This is a genomic window from Nitratireductor sp. StC3, from assembly GCF_003015025.1.
GTDB classification, from domain to species: domain Bacteria; phylum Pseudomonadota; class Alphaproteobacteria; order Rhizobiales; family Rhizobiaceae; genus Mangrovimarina; species Mangrovimarina alexandrii.
The window spans coordinates 443,815-462,063 of sequence record NZ_PYBP01000005.1 but is presented as its reverse complement, the minus strand read 5'-3'; the positions used below and the strand labels follow the sequence as shown (position 1 = coordinate 462,063).

At 64.4% G+C, this 18,249-nt stretch carries 16 protein-coding genes and 2 tRNA genes; 7 read left to right on the top strand and 11 right to left on the bottom strand.

Features of this window, described 5'->3' with window-relative positions:
* From C7T96_RS13955 to C7T96_RS13940, 4 genes are all read right to left on the bottom strand, one after another.
* On the bottom strand, nucleotides 1–123 hold a 123-nt coding region (locus tag C7T96_RS13955; protein ID WP_245414144.1), incomplete at its 3' end, for a GTP-binding protein.
* A 118-nt stretch (nucleotides 124–241) separates the two neighbouring features.
* Nucleotides 242–526: a hypothetical protein gene (locus tag C7T96_RS13950; protein WP_106571816.1), complete on the bottom strand. Its 285-nt coding sequence runs from the start codon at nucleotides 524–526 to the stop codon at nucleotides 242–244.
* 110 nt (nucleotides 527–636) lie between these two features.
* Nucleotides 637–710: transfer RNA gene (locus C7T96_RS13945), tRNA-Gly, on the bottom strand.
* A 24-nt stretch (nucleotides 711–734) separates the two neighbouring features.
* Nucleotides 735–819, bottom strand: a tRNA-Tyr gene (locus tag C7T96_RS13940).
* A gap of 238 nt (nucleotides 820–1,057) precedes the next feature.
* Between C7T96_RS13940 and C7T96_RS13935 the strand changes: the two genes are divergently transcribed.
* The 3 genes from C7T96_RS13935 (at nucleotide 1,058) to C7T96_RS13925 (ending at nucleotide 5,402) form a co-directional block, all read left to right on the top strand.
* Nucleotides 1,058–1,912, top strand: coding sequence for an RNA methyltransferase (locus tag C7T96_RS13935; protein ID WP_106571815.1), 855 nt, complete (start codon nucleotides 1,058–1,060; stop codon nucleotides 1,910–1,912).
* A gap of 290 nt (nucleotides 1,913–2,202) precedes the next feature.
* Nucleotides 2,203–3,216: a hypothetical protein gene (locus C7T96_RS13930; protein WP_106571814.1), complete on the top strand. Its 1,014-nt coding sequence runs from the start codon at nucleotides 2,203–2,205 to the stop codon at nucleotides 3,214–3,216.
* A 146-nt stretch (nucleotides 3,217–3,362) separates the two neighbouring features.
* Complete coding sequence (locus tag C7T96_RS13925; RefSeq protein ID WP_106571813.1) at nucleotides 3,363–5,402, top strand: LamG domain-containing protein; 2,040 nt, start codon at nucleotides 3,363–3,365, stop codon at nucleotides 5,400–5,402.
* Nucleotides 5,403–5,459: 57 nt separating this feature from the next.
* Here C7T96_RS13925 and C7T96_RS13920 read toward each other — a convergent pair whose 3' ends face one another.
* Nucleotides 5,460–6,233, bottom strand: a complete 774-nt coding sequence (locus C7T96_RS13920) for a GGDEF domain-containing protein (RefSeq protein ID WP_106571812.1) — start codon at nucleotides 6,231–6,233, stop codon at nucleotides 5,460–5,462.
* A gap of 212 nt (nucleotides 6,234–6,445) precedes the next feature.
* Between C7T96_RS13920 and C7T96_RS13915 the strand changes: the two genes are divergently transcribed.
* Both C7T96_RS13915 and C7T96_RS13910 read left to right on the top strand, forming a co-directional pair.
* On the top strand, nucleotides 6,446–6,634 hold the full coding sequence (locus tag C7T96_RS13915; protein ID WP_106571811.1) for a hypothetical protein: 189 nt from the start codon (nucleotides 6,446–6,448) through the stop codon (nucleotides 6,632–6,634).
* 264 nt (nucleotides 6,635–6,898) lie between these two features.
* Entirely contained in the window at nucleotides 6,899–7,309 is a 411-nt protein-coding gene (locus C7T96_RS13910; RefSeq protein ID WP_106571810.1) for a hypothetical protein, read from the top strand.
* A 221-nt stretch (nucleotides 7,310–7,530) separates the two neighbouring features.
* On the opposite strand, the gene C7T96_RS23900 is transcribed toward C7T96_RS13910, so the two are convergent.
* Nucleotides 7,531–8,247 carry a response regulator transcription factor gene (locus tag C7T96_RS23900; protein WP_158264368.1) on the bottom strand — a complete coding sequence of 239 codons (717 nt, stop codon included), beginning with the start codon at nucleotides 8,245–8,247 and terminating at the stop codon, nucleotides 7,531–7,533.
* An 18-nt stretch (nucleotides 8,248–8,265) separates the two neighbouring features.
* Here C7T96_RS23900 and C7T96_RS13905 point away from each other — a divergent pair, with 18 nt between their 5' ends.
* Both C7T96_RS13905 and C7T96_RS13900 read left to right on the top strand, forming a co-directional pair.
* Nucleotides 8,266–10,155 (top strand): sensor histidine kinase, encoded by a 1,890-nt coding sequence (locus C7T96_RS13905; RefSeq protein WP_158264367.1) that lies wholly within the window; start codon nucleotides 8,266–8,268, stop codon nucleotides 10,153–10,155.
* 129 nt (nucleotides 10,156–10,284) lie between these two features.
* The gene (locus C7T96_RS13900; protein WP_106571808.1) at nucleotides 10,285–10,575 is read left to right on the top strand and encodes a hypothetical protein; all 291 of its coding nucleotides are present in this window, start codon (nucleotides 10,285–10,287) and stop codon (nucleotides 10,573–10,575) included.
* A gap of 66 nt (nucleotides 10,576–10,641) precedes the next feature.
* Here C7T96_RS13900 and C7T96_RS13895 read toward each other — a convergent pair whose 3' ends face one another.
* The 5 genes from C7T96_RS13895 to C7T96_RS13875 all read right to left on the bottom strand — a co-directional run bounded on the left by C7T96_RS13895 (nucleotide 10,642) and on the right by C7T96_RS13875 (nucleotide 18,066).
* On the bottom strand, nucleotides 10,642–11,439 hold the full coding sequence (locus tag C7T96_RS13895) for a tetratricopeptide repeat protein (RefSeq protein WP_106571807.1): 798 nt from the start codon (nucleotides 11,437–11,439) through the stop codon (nucleotides 10,642–10,644).
* 335 nt (nucleotides 11,440–11,774) lie between these two features.
* Nucleotides 11,775–12,707 (bottom strand): TerC family protein, encoded by a 933-nt coding sequence (locus tag C7T96_RS13890; protein ID WP_106571806.1) that lies wholly within the window; start codon nucleotides 12,705–12,707, stop codon nucleotides 11,775–11,777.
* A 200-nt stretch (nucleotides 12,708–12,907) separates the two neighbouring features.
* On the bottom strand, nucleotides 12,908–15,691 hold the full coding sequence (locus C7T96_RS13885) for a valine--tRNA ligase (protein WP_106571805.1): 2,784 nt from the start codon (nucleotides 15,689–15,691) through the stop codon (nucleotides 12,908–12,910).
* Between the two features lie 217 nt (nucleotides 15,692–15,908).
* On the bottom strand, nucleotides 15,909–16,595 hold the full coding sequence (locus C7T96_RS13880; protein WP_245414141.1) for a DUF2497 domain-containing protein: 687 nt from the start codon (nucleotides 16,593–16,595) through the stop codon (nucleotides 15,909–15,911).
* 160 nt (nucleotides 16,596–16,755) lie between these two features.
* The gene (locus C7T96_RS13875; RefSeq protein ID WP_245414143.1) at nucleotides 16,756–18,066 is read right to left on the bottom strand and encodes a TolC family outer membrane protein; all 1,311 of its coding nucleotides are present in this window, start codon (nucleotides 18,064–18,066) and stop codon (nucleotides 16,756–16,758) included.
* Nucleotides 18,067–18,249: the final 183 nt, after the last annotated feature.

Sequence of the window (18,249 nt, the reverse complement as noted above, 5' to 3'; positions counted from 1 at the left end):
CGCCTTGAACTCGCCGAAAAACTTCGTGATCGCCGCCGTCAACGACGTCTTGCCGTGGTCAACGTGACCAATCGTGCCAATGTTCACATGAGGCTTATTACGCTCGAATTTACCTTTTGCCATCGTCTCTTTCCCTGGCGATCAGAACTGGAATTCGGTTCGGATTGGGGGCGATTAGCGACAAAGGCCGCAAAAGACAAGGGCGAAATGGGCCCGGGCCGCCTTGCGCCCGGGCCGTTGCTCAATTGTTTTCGGGCGCGGTTTCGGCCTCGAAGGCCAAACGGGCCACCTGGAAGAAAAGCCACAGCGTCGGCACCGCGACCAGCACCGACAACACGGTGAGCACGGTCGCAGGCAAATGCAGCAGGGAGGCCAGCGAATACACGGTCACGACCTCGACCGTCGCCATCTGGCTGCAGATCAGGATGGTGACCGCCAAAAAACCGGCCAGGCTCGACGCGGTGATCACCCGACATTTGCGCAAATCGGCCCCGCTCGCGGCCGGCGCATCATTCTCGTTCGTCATCTCTCGGCAACCTCGAAGAAAAACCGCCCAATGCGGGCGACCCGGATTGCCGCGCCGCGATTGCGGCTTTTCCAAGACCGGCAATTTCTGAAGGGTCGATCGTCGCGGTTTGGAGCGGGTAGCGGGAATCGAACCCGCATATTCAGCTTGGAAGGCTGCTGCTCTACCATTGAGCTATACCCGCGGTCGTCAGGCTTCCGGTGGGCGGTGGTGGAGGGGGCTGGATTCGAACCAGCGTAGGCATAGCCAACGGATTTACAGTCCGTCTCCTTTAACCACTCGGACACCCCTCCGTCGCTGCGCCGGAGCCTGGAACGCGGGTTTTACCGCGCCTCCGGGAACGTCGTTGCCATCCCCGAATTCCGCGAAGCGCCTTATGGCGGGATGGCCTGGCGGTGTCAACCGAAACGTCGCCCGAAAATCACCCCACACCCGACCCCTGCGACAAGAACCGGCACTTGCGCCCCGAACGGGGCGATTTGACCGCATGCAGCCATAGCCGCGCGACCGCGGGGACGGTATAGAGGCCGCATGAGCGACGATGATAAAACCGGCTCCGCCAAAGACACCCATTTCGCCCGGCTGCGCCGCGCCCACCGCGACCGCAAGGCCGGCGGCGCCCCGCCGCGTGCCCGCCCCGGCGCCGACATGCCCGCAACGGCGGCGCCGGAAGGCCATGTCTATCTCTATGGCCTGCATACCGTGCGCGCCGCGATCGACAATCCCAGCCGGACCCTCCACAAATTACTGGCAACGCGCAACGCGCTCGCCCGGCTGGAGATCGCCGACCCCGACGCCCTGCCCTTCGACGTCGAGCTGGTCGAACCGCGCGCGATCGACAAGATCGCCGGCGGCGACGCGGTCCATCAGGGCGTGCTTTTGGACACTGAACCGCTCGTTCCCAAGCCGCTCTCGGCGCTCGGCGACACGCCGCTGGTCGTGGCGCTCGATCAGGTCACCGATCCGCACAATGTCGGCGCGATCCTGCGCACTGCGGTCGCCTTCGGCGCCGGCGCGGTGATCACCACCGCGCGCCACAGCCCGTCCGAATCCGGCGTGCTGGCCAAATCCGCCTCCGGCGCGCTCGAGCACATCGACCTGATTGCGGTGCGCAATCTCGCTTCAGGGCTGGAAGCGCTACACCAGGCCGGCTTTTTCACCGTCGGTCTGGATTCCGAAGGCCCCGACGAGCTGGAAGCCAGCCTCGAGGGCGCGCGCATCGCCCTGGTGCTCGGCGCCGAGGGCAAGGGCCTGCGGCAAAAGACGCGGGCAACCGTGAACCGGCTTGCCCGGCTGACCATGCCCGGGCCGATCCACTCCCTCAATGTCTCCAACGCGGCGGCGATATCGCTTTACGCCGCCCGACGCCACCTCGGCAAAAGCTAGCATCGGCCGCAACGACCGCCGGCGCGGCGGCGCCCACGCCCGCCCTCGCCCGCCGCCTTGACCCCGCAACACGTAAAAATTGCAGTCCCGCACCAAGATTCGTTTTTTGGTTGCGGGGAGACGGCTTTTCGTGCACGCTCTCGAACGCGCAACCTATGAGAGAGAATGGCCCGGCTCCGCCTTGCGGTCCATACCATCCGTCGCCCCGGCAACGAGCGACGGCGCGAGACGTCGTGTCCCGGCCGAAGGCGGCGAACAGACCGTACAAACGCGCGAACCGGGAGGCTTTCATGACGCAATATGACGACATTTTCATGCGCGACGCGCTCGACGACACCGGACAGATCCCGTCGGGCGTCCGCACCGCCTATCACTCGCCGGACATCATCCCATGGGGCAATGAGACGGTGAGCGACCCGCAGACATACTTCGTCAACAATTATGACCAGAACCCCGGCAAGAACCTGATCGCCAACGAGATCAACTACATCTACACGCGCGGAAAAAACCTCGCCGGCGGCGCCGCCAACGGCCAAATTTATCTCTATTGGGTGAAATCGAGCCTTTTGTCGCAGCCGAGCGAATGGCGCAACAACAAGGTCCCGACGGCCACGCCCGGCCAGAACTACTCCAATGTCAGCGCCAGCCAGGCCAATCAGATCGTGGTCGGGGAATCGGCCTTTCAGTGGTCGGTGCCCGCCCCGCCGTCGGGCTATCACTACTGCCTGGTCTCCCAGGTGGTGACCGCCGCCAATCCCAATCCAATTCCCGACGATTTCAACTCGACCGGCGGTTTCGTCGGCTGGGTCGTCGACAATCCCGGCATCGCCTGGCGCAACGTTTCGGTGCTGTCGAACGCCTCGCCGCCGAGCTACCAAGTCACCACCGCTTTCCAGAACCTGGACGACACCGGGGAGCTTTACGCGTTCACCGTCGAGGCGCGCAATCTGCCGCAGGGCACGACGGTCAGCCTGGTCTGTTCCGAGACCGGCCCCACCCCGCCGATCAACTCCTCCGGTACCGTCACCCAGCAAAATCCCTGGTATCTTTATACCGAAAACAGCCTGCCGGCGCATTTCTCGTCCGGCCTGGTGACGACGGTGCGCCTGCCCAGCGGTCAGTCCTGGCCGCCCGACGCGACCATCGACATCACCTATAACCGCATCGTCGGCTCCCGCGACCAGGAGATCCTGATCCGCCACGCCAAGACCCCCGCCGAGATGGGACTGCCGGAAGAGCTGCATGAAAGGGTCAGCGGCACGATGGTGCGGCTGGGCACCTACAACATCGTCGTCGATTCGTGACTGCCGCGCGCCGGCCACGGCGCGCCGATGAACCGACGGGCGCGCGCTAAGCGCCCGTCTTTCGCATCAACCGGTTATGCGCGCGGGATCCCTGCGGTCGGCGCAGGCGCTTTACACGGGGACCCGCGCCCCAGGAGGCAGCAGCCATGACCTATACGCCCCCCGCGGAACAATCCGTCACGCTTTCCCTCAACGCGGAAGCCTATGTCAATCTCGGCACCGACATCGGCATCGACTTCACCAACCGCTCAGCCTTCACCATCGAGGGCTGGTTCAAGTTCAACGGGCTGTGTCCCGATTCGACTTTGTTCGAAAAGCCCGGCCAGTTCGCCTTCAAGACCCGCGGACAAAAGGTTTCCGCCAGCTTCGTCGGCCAACCGATGCCGCTGGAGACCGACGACATCCTCGACACAGAGACCGATTTCCACGTCGCCGTCACCTTTGACGGCCAGACCTTGTCGCTCTACGTCAACGGCCTGTTGCGCGTGCAGTCCTCGTTCTCCTTCACCCCGCCGCCGGCGAACCAGAACCCGGCCGTGATCGGTCGCGACCTCCAGGCCTATTGCCACTATGTGCGGCTGTGGTCGGTCGCCCGCCAGCAGGACGAGATCTATGCCAATGAGTGGACCTACCTGACCAGCGGCACCGGCCTGCAGGCGGCCTACGCCTTTTACGACTATCCCGCCAGGGACGTCTCGCCCAACAACCGTTCGCTGACGTTGATGAACGGCGCACGCTCCGAAGCGACCGCGCCGTGCCTGCTTTATGCCGGCACCGCCTATTGCCAGCCGCTCCAGGACACCGACGTCAACCCCGGCGGCGACGGCACCGACGACTACACCATTTTGGCCTGGATCCGGCTGCAGGATCTCGGCACCCAGCAGGCCATCTTGTGCAATGGCGACCTGAATCAGGAAAGCGGGATCGTGCTTTATGTCGACACTGACGGCACGGTGGTGGGCCGTCGTGGCAGCACGTCGGGCGCCAGCGTCACCTCCGGTTCGACCAAGCTGCAGCCGAATTTATGGTACTCGATCGGCTATACCTATGCCTACGATAGCGGCAACGGCACGCAGACCCTCTATGTCAACGGCGTTGCGGCCGGCAACGGCACCGCGGGCGCCATCACCGCGCTGGCTCAGGGCGACATCATCCTCGGCGCGGCCGACGACAGCGCGACCGCCAATCAGCTCATGAACATGAACGGCTACATGCAGTTCCTGAGCGTGTGGAACACCGCCCTGGCACAGGCCGACATCCAACAATGGATGTATCACGACCCGACCACGGAAACGTCCTGTCTGGCCAACTACAATTTCTCCACCCCGCCGCTGGCGCAGGATCTCGTGGACGGCAATCCGATGGCGTTGGTGCGCGGCGCTGATCTCGTGGTGCTGCGCACCATTCCCGTAGCCGACGGCGCCACCCATCAGGACGTGCTGCACCGGCTGTCGCCGCCGCGCCCGCAGAAACGCTTTTCCAATGCCCGCATGGTCGGCATGCCCGAACCAACGGAACCCTACCGTCCGGCCGAGATGCCGAATGCCGACAACACCCGCGCCTGGGTCGAGCACTTCGTCAGGCAATTGCCGAACAACCTGCCGCACGGCGAGCACGAACGGCTGCGACGCGACTTCCAGACGGCGGTCGACGATGCGATAGCCAATCCCGAACCGGCCTTCCAGGTCCTGCACGAAATCGACGGCGACGATCACGTGCTCGTGCTCGTCAATGAGCACGGTCACGAGGAAATCTTCCGCGCCGCGCGCGACGAGCTCGACGACTGCACGGTATGGAAGGTCCGGCTGATCGTGACGGTGCTGATCGGCGTCTACACCGTGTTCGGCCCGATCATCCGCGCCGGCCCAGTCACCAACTGGCTCGGCGAGCGCATCAACACGGTCGGCTTCTGGCCACAGGTAAGCGCCATCTTCAATGCCGGCGTCACGCCCAACAGTTTTCTGCAGATGATGCGGCTGCTCTACGAGTTCGGCTGGATCACCACCGTGGGCAAGCTGATGCTGGCCCAGCTGAGCTGGTGGGACGTGGCCGTCATCGGACTGCGCGTGGCCTCGTTGCTGGTGCCGGGCGCGGCCGCCCTTCAGGTCGCTTACTTCCTGGCCAAGGTGGTCTACTCGGTCGCTTCGGTGGTCAATGTCTGGAACGATCGCCCGGCCGGCTGCTGACCCGGCAGCATTTCGACCGGCCCGCCGCATGGCGGGCCGGCCACGCGCCGCCTGCGCTCAGACGAGCCGCACGTCCTGTTCGGCCAGGGCGCCGAGCGCGCCGATTTCCACGCGGTTGCGGCCGGCATGCTTGGCCGCGTAAAGCCTCCGGTCGGCGCTTCGATAAAGCTGCGAAAACGTCGCCGGCGGCATGAAGGTCACCCCGCCAATGCTCAACGACAATTCATGCCGTTCGCCGGCCGGCCTGAACTCCGCCGCCTGCACGGCGGTTCGAATGCGCTCGGCTATCGCCATCGACTGGTGCAGGTCGAGGCCGGGCAAGAAGACACCGAACTCCTCGCCGCCGATACGGGCCACGAGATCGAGATCGCGCACGCTGGAGCGGATCACCTGGGCGATCAGCCTGAGCGCATCGTCGCCGCTTTCGTGGCCGAACCGGTCGTTCACGGTCTTGAAGCGGTCGACGTCGAGAATGAGCAGCGCTCCGTTGCCCGGCTCGCGGACTTCGTCGAACCGGCTGAGATAGCCGTCGACGAGAGATGAAAACGCCCTGCGATTGAGACAATCGGTGAGCGAATCCGTCGACGCGACGGTGAGCAGTTCGTGATGCGCCAGCGACAGTTCGCGCAGCTTGCTCAGCAGAAAGAAGAAGAACGGCGGCGCCACCAAGGCCGGAATGATCAGATTGTTGACCCAGCGCTCGCCCAGCGCCCAATGCCCGCGTTCGAGCGAATAGCCGTCGAGGACGAAGGCAAGCAGCATGCACATCAGCGTGCCGAGTACGGTCAGCACATAGACCCTGCCCTTACCGGTTGGCGATAGATCGATCATGGCCTGCCAGTCGTTCGTTCACGGCCGACGACTGTAGCGACAAATCTTTAAGCGAAATTGTTCGGAAAGGCTCAAAATCGAGCATTCCGGCGCCCGGGCGACCGCACGCGGTCTCACGATGCGGTGAACGTCCGCAATCCGTCATCCGGGCGCCGCAAAAACGAACCGATTGGTTCCCATATGGTTAACCAGGACGCAAAGAGGCAAGGACCGTGAACGACATCACCCGGATGAAGACCCAGTCTCAGCCCGCGCGCTGGACGCCGTGGGGCGAAATCCCCGTCGCCACCCGGAGCGGCGCGGCGGGGCGGGATCGGCCGCAATCCGAGCGTTCGGTCGTGTCGCTCCGCGAGAGGATGGCGTGGCTGGAGCGCCTTACCCGCGGCCAACGCGCCTCCTGACGAGCCCGCGTCGCGGCCCTCGACAGGCCTGCCGGAAATTGTCGCTCGCCCGCAAACGACCAGACCGACCGCTCTTCCCGCCCGGCTCGCGGTCGGCCTCCGTCGTCGCCCGCTCCCCTGCCCGAAAACCGCGTCCGGGCCGCCGCGTACAACCCATAGTGCCCGTCGCCGTTCATTGGAGACTGCTCAATTAGGGGATTCGCCCTATGGCGGGCAGGATGCCGCAACGTCATGGTCGGCTCCTGTTTAATGAGGAGCTAAACCATGACGATTGAACGTTTGGGACGCCGAGCTTTCCTGGCCATGTTGGGTGGCATCGCGTTGGCGGGCTGCACCGTGACCCCGCCCGGCAATGGCATCGGCCCCGCGCCACAGCCACAGCCCCAACCGCAACCCCAGCCGCAACCTCAGCCCCAACCCTCGGGCCCGACAATCCTGCTGCAGGCGAATTCCTTCTATAATGGCCGCGACAGCAGCGGCAAGAAGATCAGGGCGTTCGTGTCGCGCAGCGGCGAAATCATCCGCGTCGATTCCAAGACCGGCCGGAACTTTTCGCAGACCTACCGTTATCGCAGCGGCAACACGTATGGGGCCGGCCGCTATACGGTCAGGGTCACATCGCGCAAGAGTTTTGTGTGGAACGGACCGTTCGGCAGGGTGACGATGAACGACTGACCCGCCATCGTGCCCGAGCCCGCCGGAAAACACATCCCGGCGGGCCCGACAGTCTTTTGCCGACGGTTCGGAAAGGGAAGCGACGGTGAGCGGACGCCGCTCGAAGAGCGAAACGGCCTGGAAACTCTAGGATTTGCGCGTCAGGCCGATCGGCGCCCGCGGCAGCCTGTCGGCAAAAAGACTTTGCCCCTGATTTGATGCGATCAGCTTCATGTTGCAGGCTACGGTTCGATGAGTCCATCGCGCATGGCGCGAACCAACAAGGTGGCGGTCGAATGCACCTCGAGTTTGCGCATCAGGTTCGTGCGATGGTTGTCCACCGTCTTGGCGCTTATGCCCAGATGTTCGGCGATACCATTGTTGGACAGTCCGCGCGCGATGCATTGCAGCACCTCCGTCTCGCGGTGCGTAAGACTGTCATTGGCCGCGCCTTCCTCGATATAGCGCCTGACGCCGGTCCCCACGACGGTGCGGCCGGCAACGATGTCGCGCAAGCCCTGGCACAGTTCCTCCACACTGCCGGATTTCAGGAAAAGCCCATCCGCACCGGCTCCGATCAGCCGCCGCAGGGTTTTGGCGGACGGGCTACCGGTCACGACGGCGATTTTCGTCTTCGGGCTCCAGCGCCGCGCCTCGAGCAACACTTCCAGCCCGGAAGCGCCCGGCATGACGAGATCGAGCACGGCGCAGTCGGGCGACAGGCGTTTGATCTGCGAAATCGCCTCGATGCCGTTGCCGGCCGTACCGACAACCTCGAATTCGGACAACGCGCCGATCGCGGAGCGTGTACCGCCGACCGTCAGCGCATGATCATCGGCAATGATGACGCTGATAGGAATGCCGCACCTCCCCCAAACCCTTCTGAGCCCGTTTGTAAAAGGTTCAGCCTGCTGTTTTTGGCATGTTTCGCCATGCTGTGCCAATTGCCTGTCGCCCAAGCACAGGACCGCACGCTGGTGGTCGACGGGCCCGTCGCCCCCGATACGGTCGGCAACTATATCGATCTTCTGCTCGACGCGGATCATTCGCTGACGATCGCCGAGGTCAAGGGCGAAAAACGCGACCTGTTTTCACCGATAACCACGCGGGTGCCCGACATGGGCTATTCCGACGCCATGATATGGCTGCGCCTGAGGGTGGAAAACGTCGACGCCGGAAACGCCGACTGGCGCCTGCACTTCAAGGAGAATTTCAAGCAGATTTTCCACGTCTATATCGTCGATGACAGCGGCCGGACGACCCACCCGCTGGCTCAGGATCGCGATTCGGCCTTTTCCACCCGTCCCGTCGCACACCCCGAAGTGGTGATCCCGCTCTCCCTGAAACAAGGCGAGGCGGCGACCGTCTATGTCCGTTTCTGGACCGAAGGGGCGACCTATCTGCCGCTCGCCATCGAAACCGCCGAGAGCTTCACCGAGGTCTCGACGCGCCAGACCGCCAAGCAGTTCATCTATTACGGCATGATGGTGATCCTGATCGTAGCGGCACTTTTGGCCGGCATCGTGCTGCGCCACCCGATCTTCCCCGCCTATATCGCTTATTCCACCGCCACCTTGGTCTACATCATGCATGTCGACGGTGTCGCCTTCCAGTATTTGTGGCCGAGTTTGCCGGCCTTCAACAGCTACGCCTCGGTCGTGGCGGGTGGCTCATATGCCATTTTCGGCGCGATCTACGCCCGGATATTTCTCAACACGGCCAAATACCACCGCGTCGTCGACAAGGCCTTGCTGGCCGTCATCATCGTCACGGCCACGATGATTGTGGCAGGCCTCTTCGCCGAGCCGCGGCTGATCAAGAAATACATGATCCTCGTCGTGCTGTTCGCCGTCACGCTGTTCACCGTTGCCGCGCTCCTGGCCGCCCGCAAGCGCTTCAAGCAGGTGCGCTTTTATGTCTTTGCCTGGCTGGGGGCGACGGCTTCGGCCACACTGATGATGACGCGCCACTGGTTCGGGATCGATATCTCGCAGGAGTTTCAGCACGACAGTATGCGCATGGTGATGATCTTCGATGCCGTCATGATGGGCCTGGCGATCGTCGATCGCTATCATCAACTGCGCGAAGAACGCCAAAAAGCCCTGCGGGCGAGCCTGGAGCAGGCCCGGCGCAATCTCGACATGAACACGCGTTTGCGCAATCTGGAGGCGCGCTACGAGTTGGCGCTGGAAACCACGGCCAGACACAAGGAGCACATCGAAAACACGGTTCACGACATCCGTCAGCCGCTGCACGCGCTCCGCCTGGCCGTGCAGGGTGTGATGAGCGACGACCAGGCCGGACCGCGGCGGAATTACGCCGACATCTACGACAGTTTCGACTATCTCGAAGCGCTCGTCGCCAATCACCTCAAGGGACCGGCTGGCCGACGCCCCGACGAAACCGGCGACGAGATCGATCTCGGCGAAATCCTGCGCAGCGTCCACGAGATGTTCGTGCCCGACGCCGAAACCAAGGGGCTTCGCTTCCGCTTCGTCGAAACGAGCCTCGTCAGCCCCATTGCCCCCCTGGCCGTGATGCGGATCGTCTCCAACCTGGTGTCCAACGCGATCAAATACACCCCCTCAGGCAAGCTGCTTCTGGGTGTGCGGCGACTGCAGAATGCATGCCGCATCGAACTGCACGACACCGGCCCCGGACTGACGGCCGAAAGGTTCCAGAAAGCCTGCCAGCGCGGAACGCGGCTGGACAGCGCCTTCGCCGTCAGCGACGGCAAAGGCCACGGTCTGGCGATCGTGGTCGAACTGGCCGAGCGCTACGGCTACAAATTCGAACTGCTGAGCACCGGCGCCTCCGGCACAGCCCTGGGTGTGACGATCCCGTTTCCGCACATCCAGGCCGGGTGACGGCGCACGCCCTGCCCCGCCGAAGGTCGCCCCAAGCCGGTCGGCAGCTTTCGGCGCTATTCTCCGGTTATGGTCCGGCCACCGGCCGCGAATTTGTGAAACCCGCCTTTCATGCTAGCCTGCGCCGTCATGAAGCTGCTGCGCACCTGGCTCGCCACCGCGGCGCTGCTGGCCGCGGGGCCGGCATTCGCCGAGCCGGAATGCACGTGTCTTGCCAACGGCACCCGCTACGCAGAAGGGTCGGTGGTCTGCATCCGGCTGCCGAGCGGATCCTGGCTGGCCCGCTGCGGCAAGGTGTTGAACAACACGTCGTGGCAAAAGGTCCAGGACGGCTGTCCGACCACCCTGCTTACATCCGAAAAGGCCGGCCCGCCGCCTGCCTTGCGGGATACGGCATCGCAATCGTCCGAGGGCGAGTGAAAGCACCCGGCGCTGAAGGCCGCCGCACCCCCGTGCCGGAGCGTCGTTTGACGGTGAAGCGGGCGCCTACCGGCCGAGCCCCTTGCGGATGATGTCCTGGGAAAGCGCGATCGCGGTGCGCCGATCGGATTCGCCGGCCAGCGAGAACGCCTCTTCCTGCATGCCGCGAATCCAGCTCTGGTCGCCCGGAGCCGCGCGCTCGAGCGCGGCCGTCATCATCGCCAGCCCCTTCACGACCTTACCGCTTTGAAAAAGCAGATTGCCGAGCGTGGCCTGCGCGCCGGCATGTCCCTTCTCGGCCGCAAGCTGCAGCCAGCGCCCGGCCTGGCGGACGCTGGAGCGTACGCCTTCCCCGGCTAGAAACATCTTGCCGATCTCGTACTGGGCGTTGGGATTGCGGTAATTGGCGGCCGCGCGCATATAATATTCCTGCGCGGCGGCCGGGTTCGGCTTGATCGGCGTGCCGGGTATGCCACGGCGCAGATACCCGCCGACCGCCACCAGCGCATCCGAAATGTAGCTTTCCTCCGGACTGCCCGGCGCCACGTCCTGGCGCACGATTTCGCTGAATGCCTTGAAGGCCTCGTAATCGTTGCGCGCGACCCCATCGCCCTCGGCATACATGCGCGCCAACTTCCAGCGCGCCCCGAGTTGGCCCTTTTCGGCCGCGTAGCGATAGGCCTCGATCGCCTCTTCCTTGTGGCCCTGCTTGTAGGCGGAAAAGCCCAGCCGGAACACGGCCCAGGGGCTGGTGTCCTTTTCCCGCATCGTGTTCGGATCGAGCGCGAGGGCGCCTCCGACGCTTCCGCATACCACCACAAACGCACTGACAAGGACCGGAACGGCCCGATTGGTAATCAGCATGACAAAAAGGTTCTTTTGTTTCTTGCAAGCGACCCGGTCCGCGCCGCGGCCGACACCGGACCGCGCCCGGCGGCAAAGCAAAAACTGTCCTCGACGGTCTTCTTGGCGTCCATCTGCGTCCTCGCCACCTCTTGGCGGCGCTTGCCGCCTCTGGTTAGGGCGGGCGTTTCGACACCATAGGAGTTGCGATCCGTTTATGGCGGGATCGGGGCAAGCCGTCCGCCAACGCCGGTATACATCAAAGCTTGTTGAGAGAGTGTTGCCGAAACGCCACAAAGCGGACCGCCGAAGGGTGGAGGTCAAACACTCCGCGCTTCGGCCCGGTTCCGCGCCGCTCAGCCGCGCGCTTCGCCGCCCTTGTTCTCGCGCGTGAGCACCGAGGCCACCACCGATCCGACGATCAGCATGGCTGTCACGATCAGCGCCGCCGTGGCCGGGATTTCATAAAAATGCGCCACCAGCATTTTTGCGCCGATGAAGATCAGCACCAGCGACAATCCGGTCTTGAGGTGATGGAATTCGCGCATCATCCCGGCCAGCACGAAGAACAGCGCCCGCAATCCCATGATGGCGAACACGTTTGAGGAAAAAACGATGAAGGGATCGTTGGACACGGCCAGCACGGCCGGGATCGAATCGACGGCGAAGACCAGGTCGGTCACCTCGACGGTGGCCAGCACCACGAAAAGCGGCGTCATGAACATGAGGCCGCCGCGCCGCACGAAAAACCGCGCGCCCTGATATTCGTCGGTCACGCGCCCGGTCCGCTTGAGCAGTTTCACCACCCGGCTTTCGCCCGGGTCGATCATGTCGTCACCGCACATCATCATCTTGTAGCCGGAAAAGACCAGCAGCGCCCCCAGCGCCATGCCGACGACGAAGAACTGATCGACCAGCTTCACGCCCGGAACGATCAGCGACAGCCGCATCACGATGGCCCCGACAATGCCGTAGAACAGAACCCGGTATTGCGCCTCTGGCGGCACCCGGAAATAGGAAAAAATCAATGCGATCACAAAGATATTGTCGAGCGACAAGGCCTGTTCGACCAGGTATCCGGTCAGGAACTCCGACCCGCGCTGGGCGCCGGCGAAATAGAACAGGCCGGCGGCGAAGATCATCGCCAGCGACACGTAGCCGGCAACGGTAAACCCGGCCTCGCGCGCCGAGATCACATGATCGCGGCGGTGCAGGACAAAAAGATCGAAGAACAGAATCAACGCGACGAAGGCCAGAAATCCGGGCCAGAGCCACTCGTGGTGAAGCATCGGAAAGGCTGCGCGTTGCGCCGCGTGAGCGCGTTTGTCGTCGGTCCGACATCACAGGCAACGCCTTGCCTGCCAGAGGGGCCCGGCCCGTGTGACTGCCCTTATGTGCGCTCAACCAGCTGTTTTTTCAAGCACGCCGGCAAAGTTTGATCGACGCAGCCGGTGCCGAGCCGCGTTGGCCCCGCGCCGGCTGCGCAGTCCTAGCCGGCCTCTGCGACGCGGGCATGCGCGATCTTGAGCCGGTCGCGCGAGGCCTGGAACTCGGCCATCTTTTCCCGTTCGCTGGCGACGATCTCCTCCGGCGCGCGCGCGACGAATTTTTCGTTTGCCAGCTTCTTTTGAATCCGCGAAATCTCGCCGTCGAGCTTGGCGATCTCCTTTTCGAGCCGGGCGGCCTCCGCCTTCAGATCGATCAGGTCGCCGAGCGGCAGGCAGGCCGTCGCCTCGCCGACCACGATCTGGGCGGAGCCCTTCGGCGCCTCGTTCTTCTCGGCAATGTCGGACACTCGCGCCAAGCGCCGGATCGCCTCGCCATGGCGGTCCAGCCTTTCCCGGGTCAACGGTGCCGCCTCGACCATGACCAGCGGCGCGGTCGCCGATGGCGGCACATTCATTTCCGAGCGCACCGAGCGAATGCCGGAAACGAGTTCCACCAACCAGTTGATTTCGGCCGCCGCCGTCTCGTCCTCGAAGGCGAGTTCCGGCCAGTCCGTCACCGCCAGCATGTCCTCGCGCGGCGCCTCCTCAGGGGCCGTGCGCGCCCAAAGCTCCTCGGTCATGAACGGCATCATCGGATGCAGCAATTTGTAGATCTGCTCGAGCGCATAGGCCGCGCAGGCGCGGCTTTCGGCCGCCGCGGCCTCGTCGGAACCGGCGAAGACGGGTTTGAGAAGTTCCAGATACCAGTCGCAAAACAGGTTCCACACAAACCCGTAGGCCGCCCCCGCCGCCTCGTTGAAGCGGTAGGAGCCGATCGCGGTGGTGATCGCCCGCTCCGCGCGGGTCAGCTCCGTCAGGATCCAGCGATTAATGGTCAGGGTGACCGCCTGCGGATCGAAGTCCGGATCGGCGGCCACCCCGTTCATCTGGGCGAAGCGGGTCGCGTTCCACAGCTTGGTGCCGAAATTGCGGTAGCCGGCCACGCGCGCCGGATCGAGCTTCACGTCGCGGCCCTGCGCGGCCATGATCGTCAGCGTGAAACGCAGCGCATCGGCGCCGTACTCGTCGATCAGCTCCAGCGGGTCGATGACGTTGCCTTTAGACTTCGACATCTTGGCGCCGTTCTTGTCGCGCACCAGCGCGTGCACGTAGACGGTGTGAAACGGCTCCTCCTCCATGAAATGGAGGCCCATCATCATCATCCGCGCGACCCAGAAGAAGATGATGTCGAACCCGGTGACCAGCACCGAGGTTGGATAGTAGCGCTGCAGTTCCGGCGTCTCGTCGGGCCAGCCGAGCGTGGAGAACGGCCACAGCGCCGAGGAAAACCAGGTATCGAGCACGTCTTCGTCGCGGGTCAGAATCTCGCCGGGCGCGAAATTCTCCAGTTTCTCCTCCACCCACGCCTTCCATGGCGTATCGACGGCAAGATAATATTCGACCGCGGCGTCGAGCGCCTGCTTTTCGGTCTTTTCGACAAAAACGTGACCGTCCGGCCCGTACCAGGCCGGAATCTGGTGTCCCCACCAGAGCTGGCGCGAAATGCACCAAGGCTGGATGTTCTCCATCCATTCGAAATAGGTCTTCTCCCAGTTTTTGGGTACGAAGTTCGTGCGCCCCTCGCGCACGCTCTCGATCGCCGGCCGCGCCAGGGTCTCGGCGTCGACATACCACTGGTCGGTCAGGAACGGCTCGATCGGCACGCCGCCGCGATCGCCATGCGGCACCATGTGCCGGTGCGGCTCGGTCTTTTCCAGGAAGCCGCCCTCTTCCATCATGGCGACGATTGTCTTGCGTGCCTCGAACCGGTCGAGCCCGTCGAGTTCGTCCCATGCCGCGCGCTGTGCCTTCGAGGGCTCCAGGCCGTCGAGAAAATCCTCGTTGTCGGCGATCGTGACCTTGGCATCGACGGTCAGGATGTTGACGGCGCGCAGCTTGTGCCGCTTACCGACCTCGAAATCGTTGAAATCGTGCGCTGGCGTGATCTTGACCGCGCCCGAGCCCTTTTCCGGATCGGAATAGTCGTCGGCGACGATCGGGATTCTGCGGCCGACGATCGGCAGCTCGATCTCCATGCCGATCAGGCCGCTATAGCGCTCGTCCTCGGGATGGACGGCGACCGCGGTGTCGCCGAGCATCGTTTCGGGCCGGGTCGTGGCAACCGTGATGAAGCTCGACGGATCGGCCGGATCGAAGCTCGCACCGGCGATCGGATAGCGGAAATGCCACAAATGACCGTCCAGATCGACCTGCTCGACCTCCAGGTCGGAGATCGCCGTCAACAGCTTCGGGTCCCAGTTGACCAGCCGCTTGTCCTTGTAGATCAGCCCCTGCTTGTAGAGTGCGACGAACACCTCGATGACGGCCTTCGACAGGCCCTCGTCCATGGTGAAACGCTCGCGCGACCAGTCGCAGGAGGCGCCCAGCCGCTTGAGCTGGTTGACGATCGTACCGCCCGATTCGGCTTTCCACTGCCAGACCCGCTCGACGAACTCCTCGCGCGACAGGTCGCGGCGATGGATCTTTTTTTCCATCAACTGGCGCTCGACCACCATCTGCGTGGCGATGCCGGCATGGTCCATGCCAGGCTGCCACAGCACGTCCTTGCCGCGCATGCGCTCGAAGCGGACCAGAATGTCCTGCAGCGTGTTGTTGAGCGCGTGGCCCATATGCAGCGAACCGGTGACGTTGGGCGGCGGAATGACGATCGTATAGGGCTCCGCACCGCGCGCGGCGCCCGCGCCGGCGCGGAAAGCGTGGCCGTCCTCCCAGCGTTTGCCGATCAGGGGTTCGACGCTCGCCGCGTCATAGTTTTTTTCAAGCATTGGAATGTCCGCGCCAGCAGGGCTCTGTCAGAGCCCGGTGTAAAGCCGACAGATCAAACCGAGTCAACTGCACCGGCGCGGCCGCCAGCCCAAGCCTTCAATGGCGGACCGGCCGCAGCCGGGACCTCCGGCCGCCGCGCCTGATCAAACCGCCCGCCGAGCGGACGCCTTGCCGTTCTTGGCCACAAGGCCTGGCGACGGGGAAGGCACAGACGCGTCAGCCGCCCCGCGCGACGCGCTCGATCTCCTCGCGCACCAGTCTTTCCACCAGCGTGGGCAGGTTGTTGTCCAGCCATTCCTGCAGCATCGGCCGCATCATCTCGGCGGCCATCTCGTCGAAACGCTGGCGCCGGTTTTCGGCGAACGCGTCCGAAAGCTCCCCGAACGCGGCGGCGACCTGACGGCTGGTCTGCTCCGACAGGATGGAGGCTGCGCGCCCGGAGGCGACCGCCGAGAGATGCTGCGGGGCGTTGTCCTCGCGCGGTGGCGACGGCGGCGGGCCCGGGTCGATTTCGGTTTCCATGGCCACGGACCAGTCGGCGACGTCCTGCGCCGTGGCGGCGTCGTCTTCGGCCGCGATCTCCGGCGCCGTGGACCAGGCCTTCATGCCCTGCTCGTCCCCGGTCGAAGGCCCGGCCTCGAGTTCGGATGCGGCAGCTTCGTCGCCTTCGGGTTGCCCGATCGCCCGGGCCGGCTCGACCGTACGCGCCTCGTCCTGCCCGATCGGAGCGGCCTCGTCCGGCGCGTCGTCGTCGGTGGTGACCGGCTCGACCAGAGATGCGGCCGACGCGTCGGCCTTCGCATCCGCCGGGCCCGCCTGGTCGCTGTCTTCGATAATGCGCCGGATGGAGGCCAGAATCTCCTCCATCGACGGTTCCTTTTGCGGATTTTGCGTCTGTGGCACGATGGATTCCGCCGCTTCGCTGCCCATTGGCCGTTACTCCCTGACTGACGGGGAAGGCTCCCCGAATCAGGTCCAGCCTAAACGAGCGGACTTTATGAGAGAATCCCCGTAGGCGACCGGTTTGGGGTTTCGCACAAGATTGCGGGATTGGCCCGCCAGCTCAGCGACCGTCGGGGGTACGAAGACCGTACCACTTGTCCTTCACCGCCTCGTAATGCTCCTCGGGCCGGTATTCGGCGACCTTGAGCCCCAGATTGCGCATCGAAAGCCGGCCGATCGACGACAGGATGGCGTAGCTGGCCACTACCAGATCGCGCTCGGCCGTCACCAGATTGATCTGGGCGGTGATGACGTCGTCCTGCGCGTCGAGCACGTCGAGCGTCGTGCGCTGGCCGACATTGCGCTCCTCGATCACCCCGTCGAGCGCCAGCTGGGCGGCCGAGACCGCTTCGCGGCTGGCGGCAACCACCTCCGCGCTCGCCATATATTGCGTCCAGGCCGACGTGACCGCCGCCCGCACGCCGTCATGGGCGACATCGACCTCGATGCGGGCCTGGCCGAGCTCTTCCTTGGAGCGGCGCACATTGGTCGAGGCCGCCCCGCCCTGATAGATCGGAATGGTCAGCGTGGCGCCGATATTGCCGGAATTGAAGGTGCCGCTGGTACCGGTCAGGTCGGGAGAATTATGACGGAAACCGCGCGACACGCCCGCGCTCGCCGTCACGCCGGGCAGCAACGCGCCCTCGGCCGACTTCACCGCGTAGGAAGAGGCGTCGACCAGATTTTGCGTCGACTTGATCGCCGGGTGCTCGGCCGCAGCGATCGAGATCGCCTGGCCGAGCTTGGCCGGCAGCAATTTGGTCAGCGGGCCGGCCGGGCGCAGCTTGCCCGGATCGTCGCCGATCACCTGGCGATAGACTGCCGAACTCGACAACACCGCCGCGCGCGCCGCCGAAAGCTGGGCAACGGCGCCCGAACGCCCGGCTTCGGCCTGGGCGACGTCGGTGCGGGTGCCCTCGCCGACCTCGAAGCGCGAGCGCGCGGCACGCACCTGCTCCTTCAGAAAAGCCAGATTGCGCTCGCGCAGCGCCGCGATCTGCCGGTCGCGGATGACGTCCATATAGGCGGAGGCCGCGTTGAACAGCGTGTTCTGCTCCGTATTGCGCAGCGCCTCGTTGGCCGCGCGCACCCGCGCCTCGGCGGCCCGCACGTTGTTCTTGGTCTGGAAACCGTCGAACAGCGTCTGCCTGATCTCGACGCCGAACGAGCCGGTGGTGATCCGCGTGCCGGCCTGGCTGGCATAATTGACCGAGCCGACCGCCGCGATGGTGGGGCGGTAGCCCGACTTGGCGAGCGGCACGCCCTCATCCGTCACCCGCACCCCGGCGCGGGCCGAATTCAGGCTCGAATTGTTCTGATAGGCCTTGGACAGCGCTCCCGTGATGGTTTCCGCGCCAGCCGGCGCAACCATCACCACGGAAAGCAGAAACGCTGCGAGAAACTTACCGTTCAACGACGCCACAACTAACCTCTCAACACGACCCAACGCGACCGCGGGTGCTTTCGACTGCTCTCTAGCGCCGTTTCGAGCGCTGCTCATCCCCGCCCGCGGGCATCAAAAGCCCACCCCAAAAACGCGACGTTGCACCATGCC